This is a genomic window from Ruegeria faecimaris, from assembly GCF_900182615.1.
Lineage (GTDB): Bacteria > Pseudomonadota > Alphaproteobacteria > Rhodobacterales > Rhodobacteraceae > Ruegeria > Ruegeria faecimaris.
On sequence record NZ_FXTE01000007.1, the window covers coordinates 94515 to 118236 of the forward strand.

The 23722-nt window shown below is 56.3% G+C and carries 23 protein-coding genes; 15 read left to right on the forward strand and 8 right to left on the reverse strand.

The annotated features are described in order from the left end of the window. Positions 1-77: 77 nt before the first annotated feature. Positions 78-1049 (forward strand): LysR family transcriptional regulator, encoded by a 972-nt coding sequence (locus tag FN806_RS12945; protein WP_142637779.1) that lies wholly within the window; start codon positions 78-80, stop codon positions 1047-1049. Between the two features lie 2 nt (positions 1050-1051). Here the strand turns inward: FN806_RS12945 and FN806_RS12950 are convergent, their stop codons facing one another. Continuing rightward, the gene (locus FN806_RS12950; RefSeq protein WP_142637781.1) at positions 1052-2071 is read right to left on the reverse strand and encodes a LacI family DNA-binding transcriptional regulator; all 1020 of its coding nucleotides are present in this window, start codon (positions 2069-2071) and stop codon (positions 1052-1054) included. Positions 2072-2333: 262 nt separating this feature from the next. Between FN806_RS12950 and FN806_RS12955 the strand changes: the two genes are divergently transcribed. From FN806_RS12955 to FN806_RS13020, 14 genes are all read left to right on the forward strand, one after another. After that, on the forward strand, positions 2334-4628 hold the full coding sequence (locus FN806_RS12955) for a bifunctional salicylyl-CoA 5-hydroxylase/oxidoreductase (protein WP_142637783.1): 2295 nt from the start codon (positions 2334-2336) through the stop codon (positions 4626-4628). Continuing rightward, positions 4625-5356, forward strand: a complete 732-nt coding sequence (locus FN806_RS12960; RefSeq protein ID WP_142637785.1) for an SDR family NAD(P)-dependent oxidoreductase — start codon at positions 4625-4627, stop codon at positions 5354-5356. Before FN806_RS12955 ends, FN806_RS12960 begins: the two co-directional genes overlap by 4 nt. Then, positions 5353-5820, forward strand: coding sequence for a MarR family winged helix-turn-helix transcriptional regulator (locus FN806_RS12965; RefSeq protein WP_142637787.1), 468 nt, complete (start codon positions 5353-5355; stop codon positions 5818-5820). The genes FN806_RS12960 and FN806_RS12965 overlap by 4 nt, the downstream gene beginning before the upstream one ends. After that, on the forward strand, positions 5810-6610 hold the full coding sequence (locus FN806_RS12970) for an enoyl-CoA hydratase family protein (protein WP_142637789.1): 801 nt from the start codon (positions 5810-5812) through the stop codon (positions 6608-6610). The genes FN806_RS12965 and FN806_RS12970 overlap by 11 nt, the downstream gene beginning before the upstream one ends. Next, positions 6610-7761 carry an acyl-CoA dehydrogenase family protein gene (locus FN806_RS12975; protein WP_142637791.1) on the forward strand — a complete coding sequence of 384 codons (1152 nt, stop codon included), beginning with the start codon at positions 6610-6612 and terminating at the stop codon, positions 7759-7761. Before FN806_RS12970 ends, FN806_RS12975 begins: the two co-directional genes overlap by 1 nt. After that, a complete protein-coding gene (locus tag FN806_RS12980) occupies positions 7761-9371 on the forward strand; it encodes an AMP-binding protein (protein WP_142637793.1) in 1611 nt (536 codons plus the stop codon). The genes FN806_RS12975 and FN806_RS12980 overlap by 1 nt, the downstream gene beginning before the upstream one ends. Positions 9372-9497: 126 nt before the next feature. Further along, complete coding sequence (locus FN806_RS12985; RefSeq protein ID WP_142637795.1) at positions 9498-10628, forward strand: ABC transporter substrate-binding protein; 1131 nt, start codon at positions 9498-9500, stop codon at positions 10626-10628. A 52-nt stretch (positions 10629-10680) separates the two neighbouring features. After that, the gene (locus tag FN806_RS12990; RefSeq protein WP_142637797.1) at positions 10681-11601 is read left to right on the forward strand and encodes a branched-chain amino acid ABC transporter permease; all 921 of its coding nucleotides are present in this window, start codon (positions 10681-10683) and stop codon (positions 11599-11601) included. 2 nt (positions 11602-11603) lie between these two features. Next, the gene (locus FN806_RS12995; protein WP_142637943.1) at positions 11604-12584 is read left to right on the forward strand and encodes a branched-chain amino acid ABC transporter permease; all 981 of its coding nucleotides are present in this window, start codon (positions 11604-11606) and stop codon (positions 12582-12584) included. Continuing rightward, positions 12577-13326: an ABC transporter ATP-binding protein gene (locus tag FN806_RS13000; protein WP_142637799.1), complete on the forward strand. Its 750-nt coding sequence runs from the start codon at positions 12577-12579 to the stop codon at positions 13324-13326. Before FN806_RS12995 ends, FN806_RS13000 begins: the two co-directional genes overlap by 8 nt. Beyond that, positions 13323-14009 (forward strand): ABC transporter ATP-binding protein, encoded by a 687-nt coding sequence (locus FN806_RS13005; protein ID WP_142637801.1) that lies wholly within the window; start codon positions 13323-13325, stop codon positions 14007-14009. Before FN806_RS13000 ends, FN806_RS13005 begins: the two co-directional genes overlap by 4 nt. Further along, positions 14009-14416, forward strand: a complete 408-nt coding sequence (locus FN806_RS13010) for an acyl-CoA thioesterase (RefSeq protein ID WP_142637803.1) — start codon at positions 14009-14011, stop codon at positions 14414-14416. The genes FN806_RS13005 and FN806_RS13010 overlap by 1 nt, the downstream gene beginning before the upstream one ends. Next, positions 14413-14808 carry a RidA family protein gene (locus tag FN806_RS13015; protein ID WP_142637805.1) on the forward strand — a complete coding sequence of 132 codons (396 nt, stop codon included), beginning with the start codon at positions 14413-14415 and terminating at the stop codon, positions 14806-14808. The genes FN806_RS13010 and FN806_RS13015 overlap by 4 nt, the downstream gene beginning before the upstream one ends. Positions 14809-15117: 309 nt before the next feature. After that, positions 15118-15630, forward strand: coding sequence for a hypothetical protein (locus tag FN806_RS13020; protein WP_142637807.1), 513 nt, complete (start codon positions 15118-15120; stop codon positions 15628-15630). Between the two features lie 15 nt (positions 15631-15645). Here FN806_RS13020 and FN806_RS13025 read toward each other — a convergent pair whose 3' ends face one another. The 7 genes from FN806_RS13025 to FN806_RS13055 form a co-directional block, all read right to left on the reverse strand. Further along, positions 15646-17445, reverse strand: coding sequence for an aminopeptidase P family protein (locus tag FN806_RS13025; protein WP_185956703.1), 1800 nt, complete (start codon positions 17443-17445; stop codon positions 15646-15648). Next, the gene (locus tag FN806_RS13030; RefSeq protein ID WP_142637811.1) at positions 17438-18433 is read right to left on the reverse strand and encodes an ABC transporter ATP-binding protein; all 996 of its coding nucleotides are present in this window, start codon (positions 18431-18433) and stop codon (positions 17438-17440) included. The genes FN806_RS13025 and FN806_RS13030 overlap by 8 nt, the downstream gene beginning before the upstream one ends. After that, positions 18430-19422: an ABC transporter ATP-binding protein gene (locus FN806_RS13035; protein ID WP_142637814.1), complete on the reverse strand. Its 993-nt coding sequence runs from the start codon at positions 19420-19422 to the stop codon at positions 18430-18432. The genes FN806_RS13030 and FN806_RS13035 overlap by 4 nt, the downstream gene beginning before the upstream one ends. Positions 19423-19424: 2 nt before the next feature. Then, positions 19425-20282, reverse strand: coding sequence for an ABC transporter permease (locus FN806_RS13040; protein ID WP_142637816.1), 858 nt, complete (start codon positions 20280-20282; stop codon positions 19425-19427). Continuing rightward, a complete protein-coding gene (locus FN806_RS13045; RefSeq protein WP_142637818.1) occupies positions 20279-21220 on the reverse strand; it encodes an ABC transporter permease in 942 nt (313 codons plus the stop codon). Before FN806_RS13045 ends, FN806_RS13040 begins: the two co-directional genes overlap by 4 nt. A gap of 57 nt (positions 21221-21277) precedes the next feature. Continuing rightward, the gene (locus FN806_RS13050) at positions 21278-22861 is read right to left on the reverse strand and encodes an ABC transporter substrate-binding protein (protein ID WP_142637820.1); all 1584 of its coding nucleotides are present in this window, start codon (positions 22859-22861) and stop codon (positions 21278-21280) included. Positions 22862-22994: 133 nt separating this feature from the next. Further along, the gene (locus tag FN806_RS13055; RefSeq protein WP_142637822.1) at positions 22995-23600 is read right to left on the reverse strand and encodes a helix-turn-helix domain-containing protein; all 606 of its coding nucleotides are present in this window, start codon (positions 23598-23600) and stop codon (positions 22995-22997) included. Between the last annotated feature and the right edge of the window lie 122 nt (positions 23601-23722).

Sequence of the window (23722 nt, forward strand, 5' to 3'; positions counted from 1 at the left end):
TTGCAAGTTCATCATTGCAATGAGGGGCGTTCTTTGTTTCGCTAGTTTTGATGTAATCGAAACAACGGACTGTAAATGTGCCAAAGTCGCTAAGCCTCCGCTGGCTGGAAGTTTTTCAGTTGGTCGCAAAGTCAGGATCGATCCAACAGGTCGCATCGGAAACCGGTTTGTCCATCAGCACAGTTTCCAATCACCTACGAAGCCTTGAGACTGCGTTGGGCATTGATTTGGTGGATCACGGGCGTCGTCCAATGGGTCTGACACCTGCCGGTGAAGTCTATGCGCGCCATGTCCGCGATGGGCTGATCGTTTTGAAAAAGGCCGAAGCGGAGATCCGGTCGGGTAACTGGCGCCATGCGACGGATTTGAGGCTGGCACTGATTGATGATTTCGACAATCAAATCTCGCCAGACCTGTTTCGGTTTCTTGCGCATGCTTTGCCGCGCTGCAGTTTTCGGCATTTCACACGCCCCAGCCATGAGATCATTGCCAAGTTGCAGGAACATAAGCTGGATGCAGGGGTGGCGACCCGACCGTTCGAACGGACCGAGGGCCTGATCGAATACCCGTTGATGCGCGACCCTTTTATCGTTGTTTTGCCCGGAGGGTTCAGTGGCATGCCCGAGGAGATGTTTTCATCAAACGCAGAATTGCCGTTGCTGCGCTATTCGCGTGATTACGTGATCGGCAAGCAAATTGAGATACAGCTCAGGCGAGGTAAATTTGATCTGCCCAACAGGTTCGAACTGGAATGCAATCAGTCGATCATAGGATTGGTCGCTGAAGGCACCGGTTGGACCATTACCACGGCCGCAAGTTTTCATAGGGCCCACAGATTTCACGACCAAGTTCGGGTGGTGCCATTTCCCGGCCGAAACTTTGTAAGAACAGTGTCTTTATTCACGACCGACGTATACCCCGAGACCACTTCGAAGCTAATCCAAAGAGCGATGGGAAAGCTCATCCGTCAACATTTTACCGACCCGATGTGCGCAAGTCACGCCTGGTTGAAAGGTGAGTTTCGCACCATGGAAAACGAGGCCGCCTGAAGTCAGCCGGGGCGCCCCAGCGATTGGCGTTCGACCAAATTGGTTCGCAACTGTACATTGCAACTTTCGGTGGGCTTTTCGATTAATCCAACCAGTTCCAGCGCAGCCCGTCGACCCATTTCCCGATGTGGGACATGCACGGTCGTCAAACCTGGATCGGTGATCTGCGCCAGTTCGATATCGTCAAACCCTGTGACGGATACGTCCTGAGGAACTCTAAGCCCCATCTCTTTGGCCCGGCGCGACGCACCGATAGCCAGAACATCGTTCCCGCACAGCACCGCTGTTGGTCGATCTTGCCGAGACATCAGACGGGAAAACGCCTCTGCCCCGTTTTCGATTTCATATGGCGTTTCTACGATCGTCAGCCGGTCATTTGGGATGTTGTTGCGGCGCATTGCTTCTTGCACCCCTTCGATCCTCAGTCGGGCACGGTCGTTTCCGGTGCTGACACCAGAAATCATACCCAGGGTTCGGTGACCCAGCTTGATCACTTGATTTGCCAGTTCGGCCATGGCCGCACGGTTGTCAAATCCGACTGAAGGGACTGGTGCGTCTGCCTGAAACGACCACGCTATCAGAACCGGAATCCTGCGCTTTGCGAGATAGTCATAGATCCGCGAGTCTCGATCATGCCCGATCAGCAGCAACCCATCCGCCCCCCGTGCGACCAGGTTGCGTATCTGCTCTTCTTCGATCTCAGGCTGATAGGCCGAACTAGAGACAAGCAGGGTATAGCCATGCTGGCGCAGCTCTTCCTGAAAGGCCTGAAGTCCACGCGCAAAGATCGCGTTTTCCATGGTGGGAATGATGGCGCCGATGGTGTGCGACCGTCTGGCAGCCATAACGCGTGCGGCAAAATTCGGCGTGTATCCCAAAGCGTCAACGGCAGACTGAACCCGATCACGCGTAGCCTGCACCACCAGGCTCGGAGAATTGAGGCAACGTGAAACCGTGGCGGTCGATACGCCCGCGAGTTTCGCAACATCCTCTAGGGTCGGTGCAGTTTTTGCCTTTGGCATTGTCAAACCTGAAATTTGATTTTGCAAATATGTGTAAGCTCTGCGCCGTTCAGGTGAAAGCGAAATGTAACCGCTTACAGAGATTGATTGCTTTGTCGCAGGCAAACCAGTGCTGGCTTGGCTCAGGAAATTACCAACCCGTCGCGATTTTGTGGTTGGTTATTCAGAATATATAAACTTCAAGTATAAAATATTTTTACTTGAAGGGATGGGCCGCCTGGTCTAGCGTTTCAGGTAAAGCTGCGAATGGGGGAAAGTAACGATGCGTGTTGCATGTCTCGGCGGCGGGCCGGCTGGCCTCTATTTCGGGATTTCAATGAAGCTCCGCGATCCGGATGCCGAAGTGGTTGTTATCGAGCGAAACCGCCCGGATGACACCTTTGGCTGGGGCGTCGTGTTGTCTGATGAGACGCTGGATAATCTTGCCGCCAATGACGCAGCCAGCGCGGCGGTGATACGTAAACACTTTGCCTATTGGGATGACGTAGCACTTGTGCATAAAGGTCAGCGCACCGTGTCCAGCGGCCACGGATTTTGCGGGATCGGACGCAAGCAACTGCTGCTCATTTTGCAAGACCGAGCGCGCGAGCTTGGTGTCGAGATGCGCTTTGAGACCGAGGCGGCATCAGCCTCGGACTATATGATGAGCTACGACGTCGTTGTGGCTTCGGACGGGCTGAACTCCAAGTCACGGGCCGAGTTCGCAGATGTTTTTCGACCCGATATAGACCAACGACGGTGTCAGTTCGTCTGGCTGGGTACGCATCAGAAGTTTGACGACGCCTTCACCTTTATTTTTGAGGAAACGCCAAAGGGCTGGGTCTGGGCACATGCCTATCAGTTCGACCGGGATACGGCGACTTTCATCGTGGAATGCTCACAACAGACCTTCGATGCTTTTGGGTTCGGTGAGATGACCAAGCAAGAGTCCATCGCTTTGTGCGAAGACATTTTCAAAGATCATTTGGGCGACCATCCCTTGATGAGCAATGCCAGTCATATCCGCGGCTCGGCCTGGCTGCGGTTTCCTAGGGTCTTGTGCGAAAAATGGAGTTACAAAAACCTGGTATTGCTGGGAGATGCCGCAGCGACCGCACATTTTTCCATTGGCTCGGGAACAAAGCTGGCACTGGAAAGCGCTATAGCGCTGGCTGACTTCGTCCATAAAGAAGATACGCTTGAAGCGGCTTTCGCGCGGTATGAGGACGAGCGTCGTCTTGAAGTGTTGCGCCTGCAATCGGCAGCGCGGAACTCGGTCGAATGGTTCGAGAATGTCGAACGTTACCTCGATCAGGATTCGGTTCAGTTGAATTACGCGATGCTGACACGGTCTCAGCGGATCAGCCACGAGAACCTGCGCCAACGCGATGCCAACTGGCTGGGGCATGCCGAGGCATGGTTCATGCAACAGTCTGGGGGCGCGGTTGATGGTCCGGCCCGGCCCCCGATGTTTGCGCCATTTCGCCTGCGGGGGATGCAGTTGAAGAACCGGATCGTGGTGTCACCCATGGCACAGTACAAGGCGGTTGATGGGTGCCCGGTTGACTGGCACCTGATCCATTACGGTGAAAGGGCCAAAGGTGGCGCCGGGCTGGTATACACCGAAATGACCTGTGTCAGCGCCGAAGGCCGGATCACCCCAGGATGCCCGGGGCTTTATGAGCCCGAACACGAGGCCGCATGGGCTCGACTCACCGAATTTGTCCATGCGGAAACCGACGCCAAAATATGCTGTCAAATCGGCCATTCGGGCCGCAAAGGTTCAACCTGCATCGGGTGGGAAGGAATGGACCAGCCGCTGAAGGAAGGAAACTGGCCTTTGATATCAGCTTCGGCGATCCCTTGGTCCGACGGTAACGCTGTGCCCAGCGCGATGGATCGTGCAGATATGGATAGGGTCACGTCCCAATTTGTGACCGCAGCCCGGATGGCAGATCGTGCTGGGTTTGACATGATCGAACTGCATGCGGCGCATGGCTACCTCATCTCGTCCTTTATCTCTCCTTTGTCGAACACGCGCGACGACATGTATGGGGGCAGTCTTGAAAACCGTATGCGTTATCCGCTTGAAGTTTTTTCAGCTATGCGGTCGACCTGGCCCAAAAATAAGCCGATGGCGGTGCGCATTTCTGCCAATGACTGGGTCGGACCTACTGGCGTGACGCCGCAACAAGCTGTGGATATAGCGGCGATGTTCGATGCGGCGGGTGCAGATATCGTGGATGTTTCCGCCGGGCAGACTTCGACCGATGCTAACCCGGTTTACGGCCGTATGTTCCAGACCCCTTTCGCGGACCGCATTAGAAACGAATGCGGCATCAGTACTATGGCGGTGGGGAACATCTATGAAGCCGATCACGTAAATTCGATTCTCATGGCCGGTCGTGCGGATCTGGTGTGCCTTGCCCGGCCTCATCTGGACGATCCGTACTGGACCTTGCACGCGGCTACGGCGTTGGGGGACCGGCAGGAAACTTGGCCCCGCCCCTATGAGGCCGGACGGGATCAGGCCTGGCGCCTGGCAGATCGCATGGCGGAAACGGCGGGTGAAGTATGAAACATGTCGTCATAACTGGCGGCGGCACCGGTGTTGGTGCGGCTATAGCCCAAGATTTCGCGAATGGCGGAGCAGCCGTTACCATTTTGGGCCGTACAGAGGCCAAGCTGCAGCAGCAAGCCTTGCCGTATGTCCTTTGTGATGTGACCGATGACAAGCAGGTCCGAGCTGCTATTGAAACAGCACGGGCAGAACGCGGCCCGATTTCGATAGCGATTGCGAATGCCGGCGCGGCTCATTCGCTTCCGTTTCATCGGATGACCGCCGATGATCTGCGGACCCTGACGGATGTGAATCTGGTGGGTGTTTTCAATCTATGGCAGGCGGCTTTGCCTGACATGCAAGCCGCAGGAGCGGGCCGTCTGATTGCCATCGCGTCCACCGCCGGTTTGAAGGGCTATCCATATGTTTCCGGCTATTGTGCGACAAAACATGCGGTGGTCGGGCTGACGCGGTCTCTGGCGGTCGAACTTGCGGCGACGGGCATCACCGTCAATGCGGTTTGCCCGGGGTTTGTGGAAACGCCGATGCTGGATCGCTCGATTGCGAACATCGTCGAGAAGACGGGAATGAGCGCGGAAAATGCGGTGAAAAGCCTGAAAAAGATAAACCCACAGGGCCGTTTCATCCAGGTCGAAGACGTAGCAGGTGCCGTGAGGTGGTTGTGCTCGGATGCGGCAAACTCAGTCAACGGCCACGCGCTTAGCCTGTCCGGAGGCGAGATATGAACCCAAACCCGCTTCAAGCACCATTGGAAGACCCTTCCAAAGAGAGATTGCGGTTATGGCTGCGGCTGCTCAAGACCACGCGTGGCATCGAGGCGGCGCTAAGAGAGAACCTCAGGGTAGAGTTCGACACGACACTGCCGCGTTTCGACGTGATGGCAGCCCTGTCGCGGTTCGAAGATGGGCTGAAGATGAGCGAAATCTCGGGCGCGCTGCGCGTTTCGAACGGGAATGTGACCGGAATCGTGGATCGGCTGGCCGATGACGGCCTGCTAGTGCGCGTACCTGTGCCTGGGGATCGTCGTGCCCATCGCGTACGCATGACACAAAAAGGATGCGAGGAATTCGCACGTCAGGCCGCGGCGCATGAGGCGTGGATATCCGATATGCTTGGCCAGTTTTCCGCCGAGGACGCCCGCACTCTGACAACCGAACTCACTATTTCGGAGGAAATCGATGGCCAGTGACGTCAAACATTTTCGCTGCGAAATCCGGAACCGGGTTGCAACGATTGCACTGAACCGACCAGAGCGTAAGAACCCTTTGACCTTCGACAGCTATGCCGAACTGCGCGATTGGTTCAGGGATCTGGTCTATTCAGAAGAGGTAGATGCAGTGGTGTTCGCCTCAAATGGTGGCAATTTCAGCTCGGGCGGCGATGTGCACGATATCATCGGTCCGCTAACGCGCATGAAAATGAAAGAGCTGTTACTCTTCACGCGAATGACCGGAGATCTCGTCAAGGCGATTGTGAATTGTGGCAAGCCGGTGATTGCTGCGGTGGACGGTATTTGCGTGGGGGCCGGGGCCATCATCGCTATGGCTGCGGATTTGCGTATCGCCACCCCGCAGGCCAAATGTGCATTCCTGTTCACGCGGGTGGGGCTGGCAGGGTGCGATATGGGGGCCTGCGCCATCCTGCCCCGTATCATCGGGCAGGGGCGTACGGCCGAACTGCTCTATACCGGGCGCAGCATGACCGCTGATGAGGGGCTTTCCTGGGGGTTCTACAATGCGGTGGTTGATCCATCCGAGCTTGACGCTACCACGCAATCTCTGGCTGACCGTATCGTGGCTGGCCCCAATTTTGCGCATATGATGACCAAGACCATGCTGGCGCAGGAGTGGTCTATGTCGATCGAACAGGCAATCGAAGCAGAGGCACAGGCCCAGGCGATCTGTATGCAAACCGGAGATTTTGAACGCGCCTACAAGGCCTTTGTTGCAAAAGAAAAACCAGTATTCGAGGGCGATTGATGGCAGATCAGAGCTTTCTTACGTGGCCATTCTTTGACCCTCATCACCGGGGCTGGGCGGATCGGGTGCAAGAGATTGCTCGGGGACTAGCTATTGACCATTGCGACCCGGACCAGGCTTGTCGCGATCTGGTCCGCCAGCTGGGCGACGCCGGGCTGCTGCAGCCTACTTCGGACGAAAATGGCCAATTGGATGTCAGGACGCTGTGCCTCAGCCGTGAAACACTTGCCCGCCATGATGGGTTGGCCGATTTCGCCTTTGCAATGCAGGGGCTTGGAACTGGTGCGATCTCGTTGTTCGGCTCAAAAGGCCAAAAGGCGCATTGGCTGCCGCAAACGCGCTCTGGTCAGGCTATCGCGGCCTTTGCATTGACTGAACCTCAATCGGGGTCGGATGTGGCAAATTCGACAATGACGGCTATCCGTGATGGCAACGACTTTGTCCTGAACGGTGAAAAGACATGGATATCGAACGGGGGTATCGCAGATGTCTACACCCTGTTCGCCCGTACTGGCGAGGCACCCGGGGCCAAAGGGTTGTCAGCTTTTATCATCACTCCTGATCTGAAGGGTTTCGAAGTTGTCGGGCGCCTGGACACAATCGCGCCACACCCATTGGCGACTTTGCGTTTCAATGATTTGCGTGTGCCGGCTAGCGCGATGATCGGTCAAGCTGGCGCAGGATTTCGTATTGCAATGTCTGTGCTGGACCTGTTCCGCCCGACAGTGGCCGCCGCTGCCCTGGGATTTGCACGACGCGCGCTGGATGAGGCGCTGACACGGGTATCGGAACGGCAGGTGCAAGGCGCGCCGTTGTTTGATTTGCAGATGGTGCAGGGGCACATCGCCGAGATGGCACTAGATGTCGATGCTTCGGCGCTTTTGATCTATCGGGCAGCGTGGGCCAAGGACAGCGGAGCGGCGCGCATCACACGTGAGGCGGCGATGGCCAAGTTGTTTGCTACCGATCAGGCACAGTTGATTATCGACAAGGCGGTTCAGTTGTTTGGTGGCGACGGGGTGCGTTCTGGGATGGCGGTTGAATCTCTGTACCGAGAAATCCGTGCCTTGCGCATCTACGAGGGCGCCTCGGACGTTCAAAAAGTAATCATTGCACGTCAGACGATGGCCGCGCACATGGAGGGAAGGTGATGCTTGGACCGTCTGCACATACCGACACGTTCAGCCGCGATAACCTGCCCCCCCAGGATCAGTGGCCCGACTTCCTGTTGGCGGGTTTTGCATATTCCGATCATGTGAATGCAGCATATGAGCTGACCGATGCCATGGTTGCCAAGGGCTTTGGTGATCATACCGCTTTGATCGGCAATGGTCGGCAACGAACATATAAAGAGCTCAGCGACTGGACCAACAGGCTGGCACATGTATTGGTCGATGACTTGGGCGTCGAGCCGGGAAATCGGGTGCTGATCCGATCGGCTAACAATCCGGCAATGGTTGCGTGCTGGCTTGCCGCAACCAAGGTGGGAGCGGTTGTCGTCAATACTATGCCGATGTTGCGCGCTGCAGAACTGACGAAAACTGTCGATAAGGCGGAAATCCAGTTTGCATTATGTGATACCCGGCTGATCGACGAAATGCAGTCCTGCGCCAGTGATAGCCGGTTCCTGCAGCGGGTCGTCGGGTTCGACGGAACTTCAAACCACGATGCCGAGCTTGATCGTCTTGCACTTGAAAAGCCGGTACAGTTCGATTGCGTTAAAACCGGGCGCGACGACGTGGCCTTGTTGGGTTTCACCTCCGGCTCGACAGGTGAACCCAAGGCCACCATGCATTTTCACAGAGATATTCTGATCATTGCCGACAGCTATGCGCGTGAGGTGTTGCAGGTCGTTCCAGAGGACGTTTTTGTTGGTTCTCCACCTTTGGCCTTCACATTCGGGTTGGGTGGTTTGGCGGTGTTTCCGTTGCGGTTCGGCGCGACTGCAACCCTGTTAGAACAAGCCTCGCCTGCGGGCATGATCGAGATAATCGAAAAATACAAAGCGACTGTCTGTTTCACTGCGCCAACCGCCTATCGGGTCATGCTGCAGGCGATGGATGACGGTGTTGATCTGTCTAGTCTGCGTGCGGCTGTGTCGGCGGGCGAGACCTTACCGCAGCCAATCTATGACGAGTGGATTTCCAAGACAGGCAAACCAATGCTCGACGGGATCGGCGCGACCGAGATGTTGCACATCTTTATTTCAAACCGGTTTGACGATCACCGCCCGGCCAGTACCGGCAGGCCGGTAACCGGATATGAGGCCAAAGTGTTAAACCCAGACGGAACTGAAGCTGCGGTTGGGGACATCGGACGCCTGGCTGTTCGTGGTCCGACAGGGTGCCGGTATCTGAATGATAAGCGGCAGGCGGGTTATGTAACAGATGGATGGAATATCACTGGTGACAGCTTTCATCGGGACGCGGAGGGGTATTTTCATTTTTCTGCGCGCAATGACGACATGATTATCTCGGCCGGATACAACATCGCCGGACCCGAAGTAGAAGCCGCACTTCTGGCGCATGAGGCCGTTGCGGAATGCGCGGTGATCGGCGTCCCAGATGCTGAGAGGGGTCATATTGTCCAAGCACATGTTGTTCTGGCTTCAGGTACGGCTGATGACGCTATGCGCGAAGCCCTTCAGGCTCATGTGAAATCTATGATTGCCCCGTATAAATACCCGCGCTCGATCCGGTTCTGCGATGGTTTGCCCAAAACCGCGACCGGAAAAATCCAGCGTTTCCGCCTGAAATCATGATCAATGTATCTAGAATATAGCGGACAGAAAGAATGTAAGAAAAAGACCGAATTGCCAAAGGCATAGACCGAACGTTGAGAATAATGACATAAATCGCGTTCATAGGGCCAACGAAGGGAGAAGACGATGAAGAGACTATTGGCGGCTGCAGCGATCACCGCGCTGTGCGCGACGGGTGTTACAGCGGAAGTTAAGGTGGGGATGATCACAACGCTTTCAGGCGGCGGGGCCGGTTTGGGCATCGACGTACGGGATGGGTTCATGCTTGCGATTGCTCAATCGGGGCGGGATGATATCGAGGTGGTGATCGAAGACGACCAGCGCAAACCGGATATCGCGGTACAGCTGTCAGACAAGATGATCCAATCCGAACGTGTAGATGTGATGACCGGTATCATCTGGTCAAACCTGGCGATGGCGGTTGTGCCAGCCGCCGTGAACCAGGACGTTTTCTATCTGTCACCCAATGCGGGCCCGTCACCTTTGGCGGGGAAGGGCTGTCACCAGAACTATTTCAACGTCGCCTGGCAGAACGACAACCTGCACGAGGCCGCGGGTGCATACGCCAATGGTGCGGGTTACAAGAGCAGCTTCATACTTGCTCCGAATTACCCGGCGGGTGTCGACGCGCTGACTGGCTATAAACGCTTTTTCGAAGGTGATCTGGCCGGTGAGATCTATACCGAGCTTGGCCAGACTGATTATGCAGCTGAAATCGCGCAAATCCGCGCAAGCGATGCGGATAGCGTATTTTTCTTCCTGCCCGGCGGGATGGGGATTTCGTTTCTGAAGCAATATGCCGACAGCGGGATCGATCTTCCAGTTGTTGGCCCAGCCTTCAGCTTTGATCAGGGCATTCTGCAGGCGGTAGGCGATGCAGCTCTGGGCGTGGTGAACACTTCGCAGTGGAACAAGGATATCGACAACCCGACCAACGCTGCCTTTGTTGAAAGCTTTCAGGCAGAATACGGACGTCTGCCCTCGCTTTACGCCAGTCAGGGATTCGATACCGCCAACCTGTTACTTGCCGCGCTTGACGAGGCTGACCCGTCAGATGCGGATGCCTTCCGCGAAGCGCTGAGGGCGGCGGATTTCAACAGCACACGAGGGGATTTCAGCTTTGGCCCGAACCATCATCCGGTTCAGACCATCTATGCGCGCGAAGTGATCAAAGAAGGTGATGTATTTACCAATAAGATCCTTGGCGTAGCTCTTGAAAACCACTCTGATGCCTACGCGGCCGAGTGCAAAATGTAACTGAATTTCTGCCTGCCCCTAAAAGTGGGGCGGGCAGATCACCGGAGTTTCCATGTCCTCGATCCTGATTATCGAGCAGATCCTGAACGGGCTGCAGTTCGGCGTCATGTTGTTCTTGATGGCTGCTGGCCTGACGCTGATCTTCGGGGTGATGGGCCTGATCAACCTGGCCCATGGCTCTTTGTACATGGTGGGTGCATTTGCCGCTGCAGCAGTTGCAGGGGCGACCGGGTCATTTCTGCTTGCTCTGATTGCTGCTCTGGCTGCGGCCGCACTGGCCGGGGTGATCGTAGAAATGCTCGTTATCCGGCGGCTTTATCAGGCACCACATTTGGATCAGGTTCTGGCCACCTTTGCACTGATCCTGATCTTTTCCGAAGGGACAAGGTGGGTCTTTGGGTCTTTCCCATTGTTCCTGGATATTCCAACGGCACTTTCGGGTCCGATCACGCTGCAGGGCGGGATCGAATATCCCCTCTATCGCCTAACCCTGATCGGGATTGGTCTTGCTGTTGCAGTAGGTTTGTGGGCCCTGATCGAACGCACGCGTTTGGGTGTGCAGATACGGGCCGGTAAGAACGACCGGGAAATGATTGCCGCACTGGGCGTCGACATCTCGAAACTTTACACGTTGGTCTTTGCACTAGGGGCGGGGCTGGCGGGGCTTGCCGGTGCTTTGGTTGGGGCAATTCAGTCGGTACAGGTGGGCATGGGTGAACCTGTTCTGATCCTGGCCTTCGTGGTTATCGTAATCGGTGGCATAGGCTCGGTTCGGGGGGCGTTCATCGGGGCGCTGTTGGTTGGGCTAACCGACACGCTGGGCGGGGTTTTCCTGCCCGAGCTGTTCAAACTGTTCATGGAACCGGGAGCCGCTCAGAAAAGCGGCTCGGCTCTGGCATCAATGGGAATCTATGTCCTGATGGGACTGGTCCTGATCTGGCGCCCAACAGGTCTGTTCGGAGCCCGCGCATGAGAATGAATGAAAGATACATCAATGGCCTGATGATCGCCGGCCTGCTGGCGCTGCCCCTTTGGGCGCTGGCCGCGGACCAGCCCTTCACAATCACGCTTGTGACGCGGACGGTGATCTTGGCGCTTGCAGCGGTTGGTCTGAATGTCATCCTGGGAATTGGGGGGTTGGTCAGCTTTGGCCATGCTGTTTTCTTCGGGATCGGCGGCTATGCGATGGGCATTCTGACCTATCACGCGCAGACCTACACGGCACTGGATCTGGGCTTGATTTCTATCGAAGGCAGTAAATCCATGCCCGTGATCTGGATAGTTGCGATGCTTACTTCGGGCATTGCTGCCTTTTTCGTCGGTCTTCTGTCCCTGAGAACGTCAGGCGTTTATTTCATCATGATTACGCTGGCCTTCGGACAGATGTTTTACTACTTCGCGATTTCTTGGGCGCAATACGGGGGCGAAGACGGATTATCCATCTATGTTCGCAACGGTTTTCCCGGCCTCAACACATTGGATCCGATCCAGTTTTACGGCATCTGTTTCGCGCTGCTATGTCTCGTCCTGTTCCTGTTTGCGCGGATGCAAGCCGCGCCATTCGGGCTGGCTCTTAATGCGACACGGCAATCTACGGCGCGAGTCGAGACTGTGGGATTGAACCCCATGCGGCTGAAACTTCTGGCCTTTGTTCTGTCCGGCGCTGTCACTGGTCTGGCCGGGGCGCTGTTTGCCGATCTCAACCGGTTCGTTTCGCCGTCTATGTTCAGTTGGCAGCTTTCGGGCGAATTGATTGTGCTGATAATCATCGGGGGTGTCGGACGCCTGATGGGTCCGGTAATTGGGGCTTGCGTGTTTGTCGCGCTCGAGCATTTTCTGGGTGAACTAACCGATTTCTGGCATGTATATTTGGGTATTGTTCTGCTGTGCATCGTTCTGTTTGGTCGCGGTGGCCTGATTGGGCTGCTAACCGGGAAAGAGGGGGCACATGTCTGATCCGGTCCTTGCCACCGAGAGTCTGAACAAAAGCTTTGGCGCGTTAAAGGCTACGGATAACGTCTCGATTGATCTCAGGCCAGGAGAGATCCACGCCATCATTGGTCCGAATGGAGCGGGAAAATCCACGTTGATCCAGCAGATTTGCGGAGGTTTGCAACCGGATTCGGGGCGTGTTTTGCTGTGCGGACAGGATGTGTCGGACCTGGGCACGCAAAAGCGGGCAAAGGCAGGGATGGGGCGGACGTTCCAAATATCTGAACTGTGCATGGAAGATACGGTTCTGGAAAATGTCGTGTTGAGCGCCATGGGGGCGGAAAACCTCGTATGGCGGTTCTGGAAACCTGCCTTGAAACGGCCAGAGCTGCTCGAAAGGGCCGAGGCTGCGCTGGAAAGGGTGGGCCTGGGCGATGAACGCGAAACGCGTTGCGCAAATCTCAGCCATGGTCAACGCCGCCAGCTTGAAGTCGCCGTGGCTTTGACTTTGTCACCTCGGGTCTTTGTTATGGATGAACCGATGGCCGGGCTTGGCGCTGGAGGGTCCAAACGGTTGACCGGGTTTCTTGACGGTCTGCGGGAAGAGGCGCCCATCTTGCTTGTTGAACATGATATGGACGCCGTTTTTGCGCTGGCTGATCGGATCAGCGTATTGGTCTATGGCAAGGTGATTGCAACCGGGACGGCAGATGAAATCCGCGCAAGCCGTGAGGTGCGCGATGCCTATCTGGGGGATGAGGCATGACTTTGTTGCGGGTAGAAAACCTGACCGCGACATATGGCGTCAGTCAGGCTTTATTTGGTGTCGATCTTTCTCTGGCGCAGGGCGAGGTTACAGCCCTTATGGGGCGCAATGGGATGGGCAAGACCACGACTGTCAAAGCCATTTGCCGGATGATCCGGTCCGAGGGCACCCTGTCGCTGAACAATCAGAATCTGCACGCTTTGCCCAGCTATAAGGTCGCGCGTCTTGGTGTCGGGCTGGTACCCGAGGGGCGCCGGTGCTTTGCCGACCTGACGGTGCGCGAGAATCTGATCGCCGCTGCCAGACCCGGCGAGTGGACATTGCAGAAGGTGGCTGAACTGTTCCCACGGTTAGAGGAACGTCAGGGCCAAGGGGCAGCCTCACTATCCGGCGGAGAACAACAGATGCTGGCTATCGGGCGCGCCCTGATGACAAATCCGCAGCTCTTGATCCTCGATGAAGCAACCGAAGGGCTGGCTCCGATCGTGCGACAGGAAATCTGGTCGGTCTTGCATCGCCTGAAACAGGAAACCAATGTTTCGATCCTGTTGATCGACAAGTCTCTGAAAGAGTTGGCGCTGGTGTCTGACCGCGCGGTCATTCTTGAGCGCGGTAAAACAGTCTGGTCTGGCGCGATGGTGGATCTCGGTCATGACATCACAGAAAAATATGTGGGGGTCTGATGACTTTTGAATTCCACCAAAAGGTTCTGTTCAAACATTGCGACCCGGCGGGGATTGTCTTTTTCCCGCGCTATTTCGAGATGATCAATGATTGCGTTGAGACCTATTTCGATCAGGTGCTATGCAAACCGTTTGAAGAGATTCATCCTGTTGGCGCAGTGCCTACCGCACAGATACAAACCCGATTTTCAGCGCCCAGCCGTCACGGTGACCATTTGATATTCCGGATGAAGATCACAAAGATCGGACGCAGTTCAGCCGAATACTCGGTCGTGGCCAGTTGTGCGCAAGAGGAGCGACTGACAAGCGTAGCAACGCTTGTTCATGTAGATTCAAAGGGCGGTCCAACGGCCTGGCCCGCAGACATCCGTAAAAAACTCGAGGCATTCAGGGACGACGCGCTATGAGCCACAAGACAATTCACCCCGACGGCTGGTTGCCTGCCAAAGGATATGCCAATGGCGTTTTGACCAAAGATGGAACGTTACATATCGGCGGGCAAATAGGATGGGACGCGAACAAGAAATTTGTCAGCGGCGGGTTCATCGGACAGATGAAACAGGCGCTGCAGAATATCGTTGATATTGTCGAGGCCGCTGGTGGCTCGGCCCGCGATGTGACCCGCCTGACCTGGTTCGTAACAGACAAACGCGAATATCTGTCTCTGCAAGCCGAAGTTGGGGCCGCCTATCGTGAGGTTTTCGGCAGGCATTTTCCTGCGATGTCAATGATCATCGTGGCGGGTTTGGTCGAAGACGAGGCCTTGTTGGAAATTGAAGCGACAGCACATTTATCCTGAAGGCAAGCGACATTGAAACGGGCCCAGCGGAATGAATTTGAGCGATTTTCACCATAGGAGGTGAGAATTCTGCCAAACCTCTTTTCTGAAATCACAGGGCCGCCGAAGCGGGTTGCAGCGGCCTAAACCGGGCTGGATTTTGCGCTCGTACCAGAGTGAAAAGGCCAACGTGCAGGGCGTAACCAAGTCATTTGGGCGACCGATTGAATGGTGAGGGGAGACAAAAACAAACTTCCGCCGCTATTTCGTCAGATCAATCACAAATTCATATCTCAAACAGATCCTCAACAAAACATGAGGGTCGACGCAGTGAAAAGAGTCACAAGGCATCTAAGTCTCGAAAGACGGCGGTTGTCGCTGATTGCGGCTCTGGCTTTTGCCTCAGGTTTCACTCTTTACTCACATATAGAGGCAACGCGTTTCGGATTACCCGTCCCGGTTGTTATCGGCCTGATCTATATGGCTGTCATTGTATGCGCGACGGCTCTATCCACCTATTTCCTTCCTGGCTTGCGCCGCGTCACGGATACGGTGGCGATGACGCGTCTGGCATTTGCTCTTTGGGTGGCCGGAACCCAAAGCCATGAGATCGCAGCCTCGCCCACAATCAGCGCCGCCGTTGTAGTAGGGGGCGCGATCTTCGTGTTGCAAACGGGTTCTTTGGTTCAAAAGCTGGCCGGTAATCGACCGGATTTCGGCTTTGTCCCTCACATTGTTGGAAACACGCGTCTGTTTCTGGCCTGGTTGGATAACGCCTGCGAATATCAGGGTGCCCGGGTCCAGCCGGTATTTGCAGGAAAGACGCCTCGAACGGTGGTCTGATGGCAAAACTCTGGTTTATTTGGTCAGCGTTGCACAGGCCGTCTGGGCCCATCTAAGGGCCAGAGGCGAAAGATGCGGCCCGACCTGTCTGAGAACCTTGGCATGATAGTCATTGATCCAGTCAATTTCTAACTGATTCAGCATATCTGGCATCAACATATCCGTCTGGATCGGGATCCAGGTCATGTTCGAGAACTCCAGAAATCCGTCATCTGCCTCGACAATTTCGAACAGGTTTTCGATGCGAATGCCGAACCTGCCGGCCTCGTAATATCCCGGCTCGATCGACATAACCATGCCAGGCATCAGGTCGACCGGGTTGTAAGGTTTGCCAATGCGCTGCGGATGTTCATGGACAGACAACCGGTGGCCAATTCCATGACCCGTACCGTGGTCATAATCCAATCCCAGATCCCACAGCGGGCGGCGACAGATTGCATCAATGTGATGGCCCTGTGTGCCTGCAGGAAAGCGCAGCGTGGCCAGAGCGTGAAAGGCCTTGAACACTGCGGTATAGGCCCGGTCATATCCATCAGGCCGCTGAGGCCCGAACGAAAAGCTGCGCGTGGCATCCGTTGTGCCGGTGTCGTACTGCCCCCCGGAATCCAGCAGGTATGTGCCCCGCGGTTGGATCGGAACGGTATTGTCGGCCTCGGTAGCGTAATGGCACATCGCGGCATTGCCATCGGCGGCCGAGATTGTGTTGAAGCTTTCGTGGATGAACCCATCCTGAGCGCGGCGGAAGGCCAATACCCGCTGTTCTGCTTCACGCTCGGTCACCGGTTCAGCCTGTTTCTGTACCTGAGCCGCCAGCCAGGCGCAGAATTCGGTCCAGGCGATCCCGTCCCGGATATGGCAAGCGCGCAACCCTTCCAGTTCCGTTGTATTCTTGCGGGCTTTGGTTTTGCTTAACAATCCGTTGACCGGCACGCCCTTTGCTCCGGTACGCTCCAGCACTTGTTTGACCGCCGTCGGCGAAAAATCGGGGTCGAAAATCACAGCCTGGCCGGGCGCTGTGAGATCACTGAGTGTAGACAGAAAACCATCCGGCGCCTGAACCGAAACATTTTCCGGCATGTGGTCAGTGACATCGGCATCCAGTTTTTGGTCAGACACGAACCAGTGAACCTGGCCCGAGCTTTGCAACAGAAGGAAAGAGTTGGGAACAGGGTTGAAAGCCACGTCTGAGCCACGCACATTAAGCAGCCAGGCGATGTTGTCGGGCTGAGTTTCCACCAGCAAGCCGGCCTCTCGGCGTGTTAGCTCAGTGGCCAGATCCGAGATCTTATCACCCGCCGCCCGGCCCGAAAACTGAAGTGGAAATGGCTCGATCTGTCCTTGGGGGGCAGCGGGTTGGTCGGTCCAGACTGCATCGACCGGATTTGAAGCCGTCGCTACCATCGCGGCACCGCTGCCTTCCAGCCCGTGCTCAAATCGGTCAAACCAGACCGGCGGTAGGTGCATCGAGTCAAAGCCGATTTTCCATCCTTTCTGTGCAACGGCGGCCAGCCAGTATTCGGGCGGCTCGTTAAACAGATGATGGTGCGAGAAAACAGCCTCGGCACACTGGTTTGCAGCCTGCACCACATAGCGGCCATCGACAAATAAAGCGACAGTTTCGGGTGTGACGATGGCCATGCCTGCCGAGCCGCTGAAGCCAGTTACAAAGGCGAGGCGTTCATCATGAGGGGCAACATATTCGCCCTGATGTGCGTCGTAGCGGGGCACGATAAAGGCATCCAGACCTTGTGCTTTAAGCTCTGCGCGCAAGGCCGAAACAATCGCGGATCGGTCGGTTCCGGGGGCATCAAGCATCGGCATTTATCTCTTCAACATGGTGACAGGCGACCTCGCCACGATTTTCAAAAGGCATCAGGGCAGGCACTTTGGTTTCGCATATGTTGCTGGCGTGAGGGCACCGGACATGGAACGGACACCCTGAGGGCATGTTCAGTGGTGAAGGCAGCTCTCCCTCAAGCCGCTTGACGGCACCGCGGTTGTCGGGGTCCAGCGAAGGGGCGGCTGAAAGCAGAGCTTGGCTGTAAGGGTGGGAGGGGGCGGAAAACAAGGTTTCGCTGTCGCCGATTTCAACGATCCGCCCAAGGTAGATTACCGCGACCCGGTTTGAAACATGACGGACAAGCCGCAGGTCATGGGCCACAAACAGGATTGTCAGATCAAGTTCCCGCTGCAGGTCCAGCAACAGGTTTACCACCTGCGCCTGAACCGAAACATCTAGTGCCGAGACCAGTTCGTCCGCAATCAGAACTTCGGGTTCGACCGCCAATGCGCGCGCAATGGCGATCCGCTGACGCTGACCTCCGGAGAATTCGTGCGGCAGCTTGTCTTGCGCGTCCTTCGGAAGGCGGACCAGATCAAGCAACTCGGCCACACGGTCGGGAATTTCTGCTTCTGGGCGCATGTTGTGAACGCTCAGGGCTTCGGCCAGAATTTGCTCTGTCGTCATCCGGGGATTGAGCGATGAATAGGGGTCCTGGAACATCATCTGAACCCGGCGGTTATAGGTGCGGTCAGCTTTGATTTCGCCGTCGAATATGTCCTGACCTTCAAAGTAGATTGAACCGTCGCTGGGCTTATGAAGGCGCACGATACACCGGGCTAGTGTGGACTTTCCACACCCGGACTCTCCGACGACGCCCAGAGTTTCGCCGCGGGTCAGATCTAGGCTGACACCATTCAGCGCCCGTACTTCGCGACCAGGACGCCGCGAAATGACATCGCCGATGCTGCGGCCCATTGGGAACCGCAGATGCAGGTCGCGGATTTGCATCAGGGCAGTCATGCGGCGTTCCCTTGGGTTTTGGTTATCGGGTTGAAACAGGCGACCTGTCTTTGATCGGTGATCAGGGTCATCGCTGGGCGCTCTTGCGTGCAGGCGTCTATGCAGGCGGCACAGCGCGGTGCAAACGCGCATCCAGCAGGCAGGGCATCCAGTGCGGGCGGCACTCCGGGAACAGAATATAGCGGCGTGCGAGGAGCGATGTTTTCGGGCACAGACCGCATCAGACCCACAGTATAGGGGTGATGCGGTGCCCGCAGCACATCGCGGACCGGCCCTTGTTCGACGATCCGCCCCGCATACATAACGGCCACGTTGTCGCAAGTCTGGGCAACCACGCCAAGATCATGGGTGACCAGCACAACCCCCATATCCATATCCTGCGCCAGTCGCAGGATCAGATCGAGGATCTGCGCCTGTATGGTCACGTCCAGTGCTGTGGTGGGTTCATCCGCCAGCAACAGTTTGGGTTCTGCGGCAAGCGCTATTGCGATCATGACCCGCTGGCGCATTCCGCCGGAAAATTGGTGAGGATAATCCTTCAAGCGTTGCGCTGCCGAGGGGATGCCGACAAGGTCCAGCATTTCGATTGCCCGATCCAAGCGCGCGGCGCGGGGCAGGTCGGTATGGGCACGCAGGGTCTCTTCCAGTTGCAGTCCGACAGTCAGCAGAGGGTTCAGCGAAGTCATCGGTTCCTGAAAAATCATCGCGATTTCACGACCCTGAAACCGACGAAGAGCCCTGTCTGACATGGATATCAGATCACGCCCATTCCAGCGCACCTGGCCGGTCACGTCGCCATAGCGGCGCGCCAGCCCCATGATCGAGCGCAACGTGACGCTCTTGCCCGACCCGCTTTCGCCGACTAGCCCCAAAACCTCACCCCGGTTCACGCCGAAACTGACATTGCGCAGCGCAGGCAACGCGCGACCGTTCTTGTGAAAGGTTGTGCATAGCCCGGTTACTTCTAGAAGTTTCGTTTGGTCCTGCATCGCTATCCCCGCGGTCTCAGCAGATCGGCAAGCCCATCGCCCAAAAGCGAAAAGCCAAGGCCGGTCAGAACGATGGCGATGCCGGGCATCAGGCTCAGCCACCAGGCGGTCGAGATAAAGTTGCGCCCTTCGGCAATCAGCACGCCCCATTCGGCCTGCGGTGGTTGCGCCCCCAACCCCAGATAGCCAAGGGATGACCCCAGCAAGATCACCAGCGCCATGTCAGTCATCCAATAGACAATAACCGGTGTTATCGCGTTTGGCAGCAGGTGGCGGAAGATGATGCGGCTGTCGGAATATCCCATCACCACCCCGGCCGAGGCATAGTCATTCCCCATTTGAGCGATTACCTCGGCCCGCATCAGGCGCGCATAATAGACCCAGTAAACAACTGAAATCGCGATATACATGTTGATCAGGCCCGGCCCTAGAACCGCAACCACGGCAATGACAAGAACCAGGAAAGGAAAGGTGATTACAGCGTCAACGATGCGGCCAAAGATCATGTCCGCGATGCCGCGATAATACCCGACCAGCGCGCCAATCGTTATACCGGTGACCAATGCGAATACAGTCCCGAAAATTGCCATCTGCATGTTGACCTGATAGGCCCAGATGACGCGGGATAGGCTGTCGCGCCCTAACAGATCTGTACCGAACGGATGTGCCCAGGATGGTGGTTGGCGCAGGGCCTGATAGTCGATTGCGCTTGGGTCATAGGGCGCGAATACGCCAGGAAACAGGGCAAGCAGCACCGAAAACCCGATGATGATGCACCCGGCCACGAACCCAGGTTTGCGCAAGGCCCGCTGCATGAAGGTGGGGCGCTGCGAGGTGCTGTTGAAGGTCGCGTCACTCATTGCAGGCGCATCCTTGGGTCAAGGCGACTCTGAAACAGGTCGGTCATCAGGAAAACCACGGAAACCAGAACAGCAAATGTCAGGGTCAGCCCCTGAATCAGGGGGTAGTCGCGGGCAAAGATAGCCTCGAGCATCAGTCGCCCCATTCCGGGCACGGCGAATACGGTTTCGGTGACCAATGTCCCGCTCATCAGATTGCCGATAGACAGGCCCAGCAGGGTTACCGTGGAAATCAGCGCATTGCGCAGGACGTGGCGACCCAGAACCAAACGAGGAGGCAGGCCTTTGGCACGCGCGAACTGGACATATTCGGCGTCCAGAACCTCGATAATCGCGCTGCGCAGGTTCCGCATGATGATGGCCGAGGTGTAAAGCGCTACGGTCACTGAAGGCAGGAACAGGTGATAGAGCCGCTCGGTAAAGGTGTCGCCATATCCTCCGACCGGAAACAAGCGCAGCTGTGCTGCCAGAAAGGTCAACAGAACGAGGCCAATATAGAACACCGGCATCGACAGCCCGATCTGAAAGACAGTGCGGATCACAGCATCAGGCCAGCGCCCCCGGTTGAGCGCGGCAACAAAGGCCAGCGGACCGGCAATCAGCAGCGACAAAACCACCGAATACACGGTCAGGAAGACAGTGATAGGAAGACGGTCAGAAATCACATTGATCACATCCGAGCGCATCAGGATGGACCGACCCAGATCGCCCTGCACGGTGTTGGTCAGGAACAGCCAGAATTGCACCAGCATAGGTTCGGTCAACCCAAGCCGTTCACGGATGGCCTGGATGTCGGCGTCCGAGGCACGATCACCGGCCATCGCAATGGCAGGGTCCCCCGGTAGCAATCGAACAAGAAGAAAAATAATGATCATGACCAGAAAAAAGGTCGGGATCATCATCAGGAGTCGTTTGAAGATATAGGACAGGCTGGACAAAGCGAGCTCCGCAAATTTGTCCCGCCGCCTGAAAGCGGCGGGACCAGGGGTCTTACCTTAGCGGCTGACGGTTGCTTGATCGAAGATATTGTTGCCCAGAGGGGTCTGGACATAGCCTTCGACAGCCGAGCCAACTGCAACGGCAAAGGGGGTCTCATACATGAACAGCAGGGGGGCTGCTTCGGCATAGAGCTCTTGCATTCGGGCGAATTTCGCTTTGCGCGCCTCGGCGTCCATTTCACCGGCGGCTTCGTCGAACAGGGTGTTAAACTCGGCGTTTTCCCAGCCGGTTCCTACTGCCTTGGCCGTGGGTGTGTGGCCCAGCCAGCCCACCACCTGACTGGGATCATTTACATCGTTGACCCAGCCATAGGTGTGAATGTCAAACTCACCTGATCGGTTCTTAGCGCCGCGTGTTGCGCCGTCCACTTGCTCGACCACAAGATCGACGCCCAGAGGAGCCCACATCTGCTGAAGCGCCGCAAAGATGGTTGCATCGTCCGCAGAACCTGCCAGCGTGGTAAAGGTGATTTCGGTTCCATCGGCAAACCCGGCCTCGGCCAACAATGCCTTGGCCTTGTCCACGTCATAGCCATAGAGCGGGGTCATGTCGGCGGCATATTGGGTAGCCTTGGCCATCAACGGCGAGCTCATCGGTTGACCCGCGCCATGCAGTACCAGCCCGATCAACGCTTCTTTGTTGGTGCCATAGTTCAGCGCCTGCCGGACGCGGGCGTCGGCCAGTGGGTTGGCAGAACCATCGGCTCGGTTATCGCGCGTATTGATTGGCGAATAGATGATCCGCGTGGACGGATAGAGGTTCATGTTGATGTTAGATTCCTGCTCCAGCTCGGCCACACGGCTGAACGGGATGAATTCTGCGGCATCAACTTCTCCGGCCTGCAAACTCAGGATGCGGGTAGCGTCATCCGGGATGATCTCAAAATGTACGGCATCCAGATAGGGCAGAGCTTTGCCGTCTGCGCCCATGCGCCAATAGTTTTCATTGGCGCAGAAATCCATCGATGCACCTTGTTCAAAGCCACACAGATAGAAGGGGCCAGAGCCTACTCCGGCGACTGTGGCGGCAAATATCGCAGCGGATTTTTCCTGATCTGTTGCACCTTCTGCGGCCTCAAAGGCCGCTTTGGACACGATTGCCGTGTTGAATGTGGCCAGCATGGACAGGATGGTTGGATCCGGGCTGCCAAGGGCAACCGTGATCGCGTTTCCATCTGCGGTAACCGCGTCGATCGAACCCAGCAAGCCAGCCCAGGGGCTCAGGTCGGGATTGCGCGCTCGGTCGAGGGAAAAGACTACGTCGTCACCTGACATGGGCGTACCGTTTGCGAATTTGATCCCCTCGCGCAGGGTCAGCGAAACCGTTTTACCATCGTCAGAGACTGTATAGGTCTCAGCAAGGCCCGGTTCGACGGAATTGCCGTCGGCACTGCTGCGCAGCAGGGTGTCGAACAGGCTGCCGACCATCCAGATATCAGGGTTGCGATCCGCATAGATCGGATCAATCAGGCGCGACCCGTCATAGCGTGCAAAGTTGAGTGTGCCGCCTCTTTCCTGTGCCAAAGCAGGCATGGCCAGGGTAGCGGCAACGGTTAGTCCCAAAACCGTCTTCAATTTCATAATCAGTCCTCCCGCAGAATGAATTCATGCTCGGGGCGACCATATCCGATTCTTAACAATACTAAAGCTTTTTTTAGTGGTGGGTGAAAAGTGGCCAAATGTATTTAGGCTGACCTCTGTTCGGTTGGTCAATTTAACTTGCCACAAAGCCGGAATCATTGATCGGAGAGGTTGTTACCCAAAGCTCTACGGCTTCTACGTCCCCCAATACGACTGAGAAATGACGGGTGGATGTGTCGTGGTGAACGACGTCACCTGGCGACATAATGAAAACCTTGTCACCAAGGTGATATTCAAGCCGTCCCGAGATCAGATAGCAAAACGCCTCGCCCTCATGCCGCATCTTTTCGGAAACGTGCCCCGGGGGGCGATGAACGATCTGTGGGTTGAACAATGCACCGGTAAAACCAGGGCCCAGCTTCTCATAAAACCTGCCCCGCATACCCAAGGAATATGTCTGGCGGTTGTCCTTTGCCACATATTCGCTGAACACCTCGGGTACGCTGAGCAGCTTTTCGATGCTGGTTTGAAGTGCCGCGGCAATCGCCATCAGCGAGGTCAGCGAGGGTGAGCTCAGGCCGCGCTCGACCTGAGACAGAAAGCCCGTTGTCAGATCAGAGGTCTGTGCGACCTTGTCCAAAGTCAGGCCCATCGCCTTGCGCCGTCTGCGAATTGCCTGCCCCAGCTCGGTCGGCGTGCCTTTCGGCTTTGATTTGTCGCGCGCGTTTTCTGCGGTCATTCCCTGTCTCCCGGAATCGTGGGTTGGCGCGCATTCAACCGGATCGCAGAAGAAATATCAAAATTTTTTTTAGCAGAGGTAAATTTTTTTGGGAAGATCCGGGTGTAAACCTTCAAACCCCT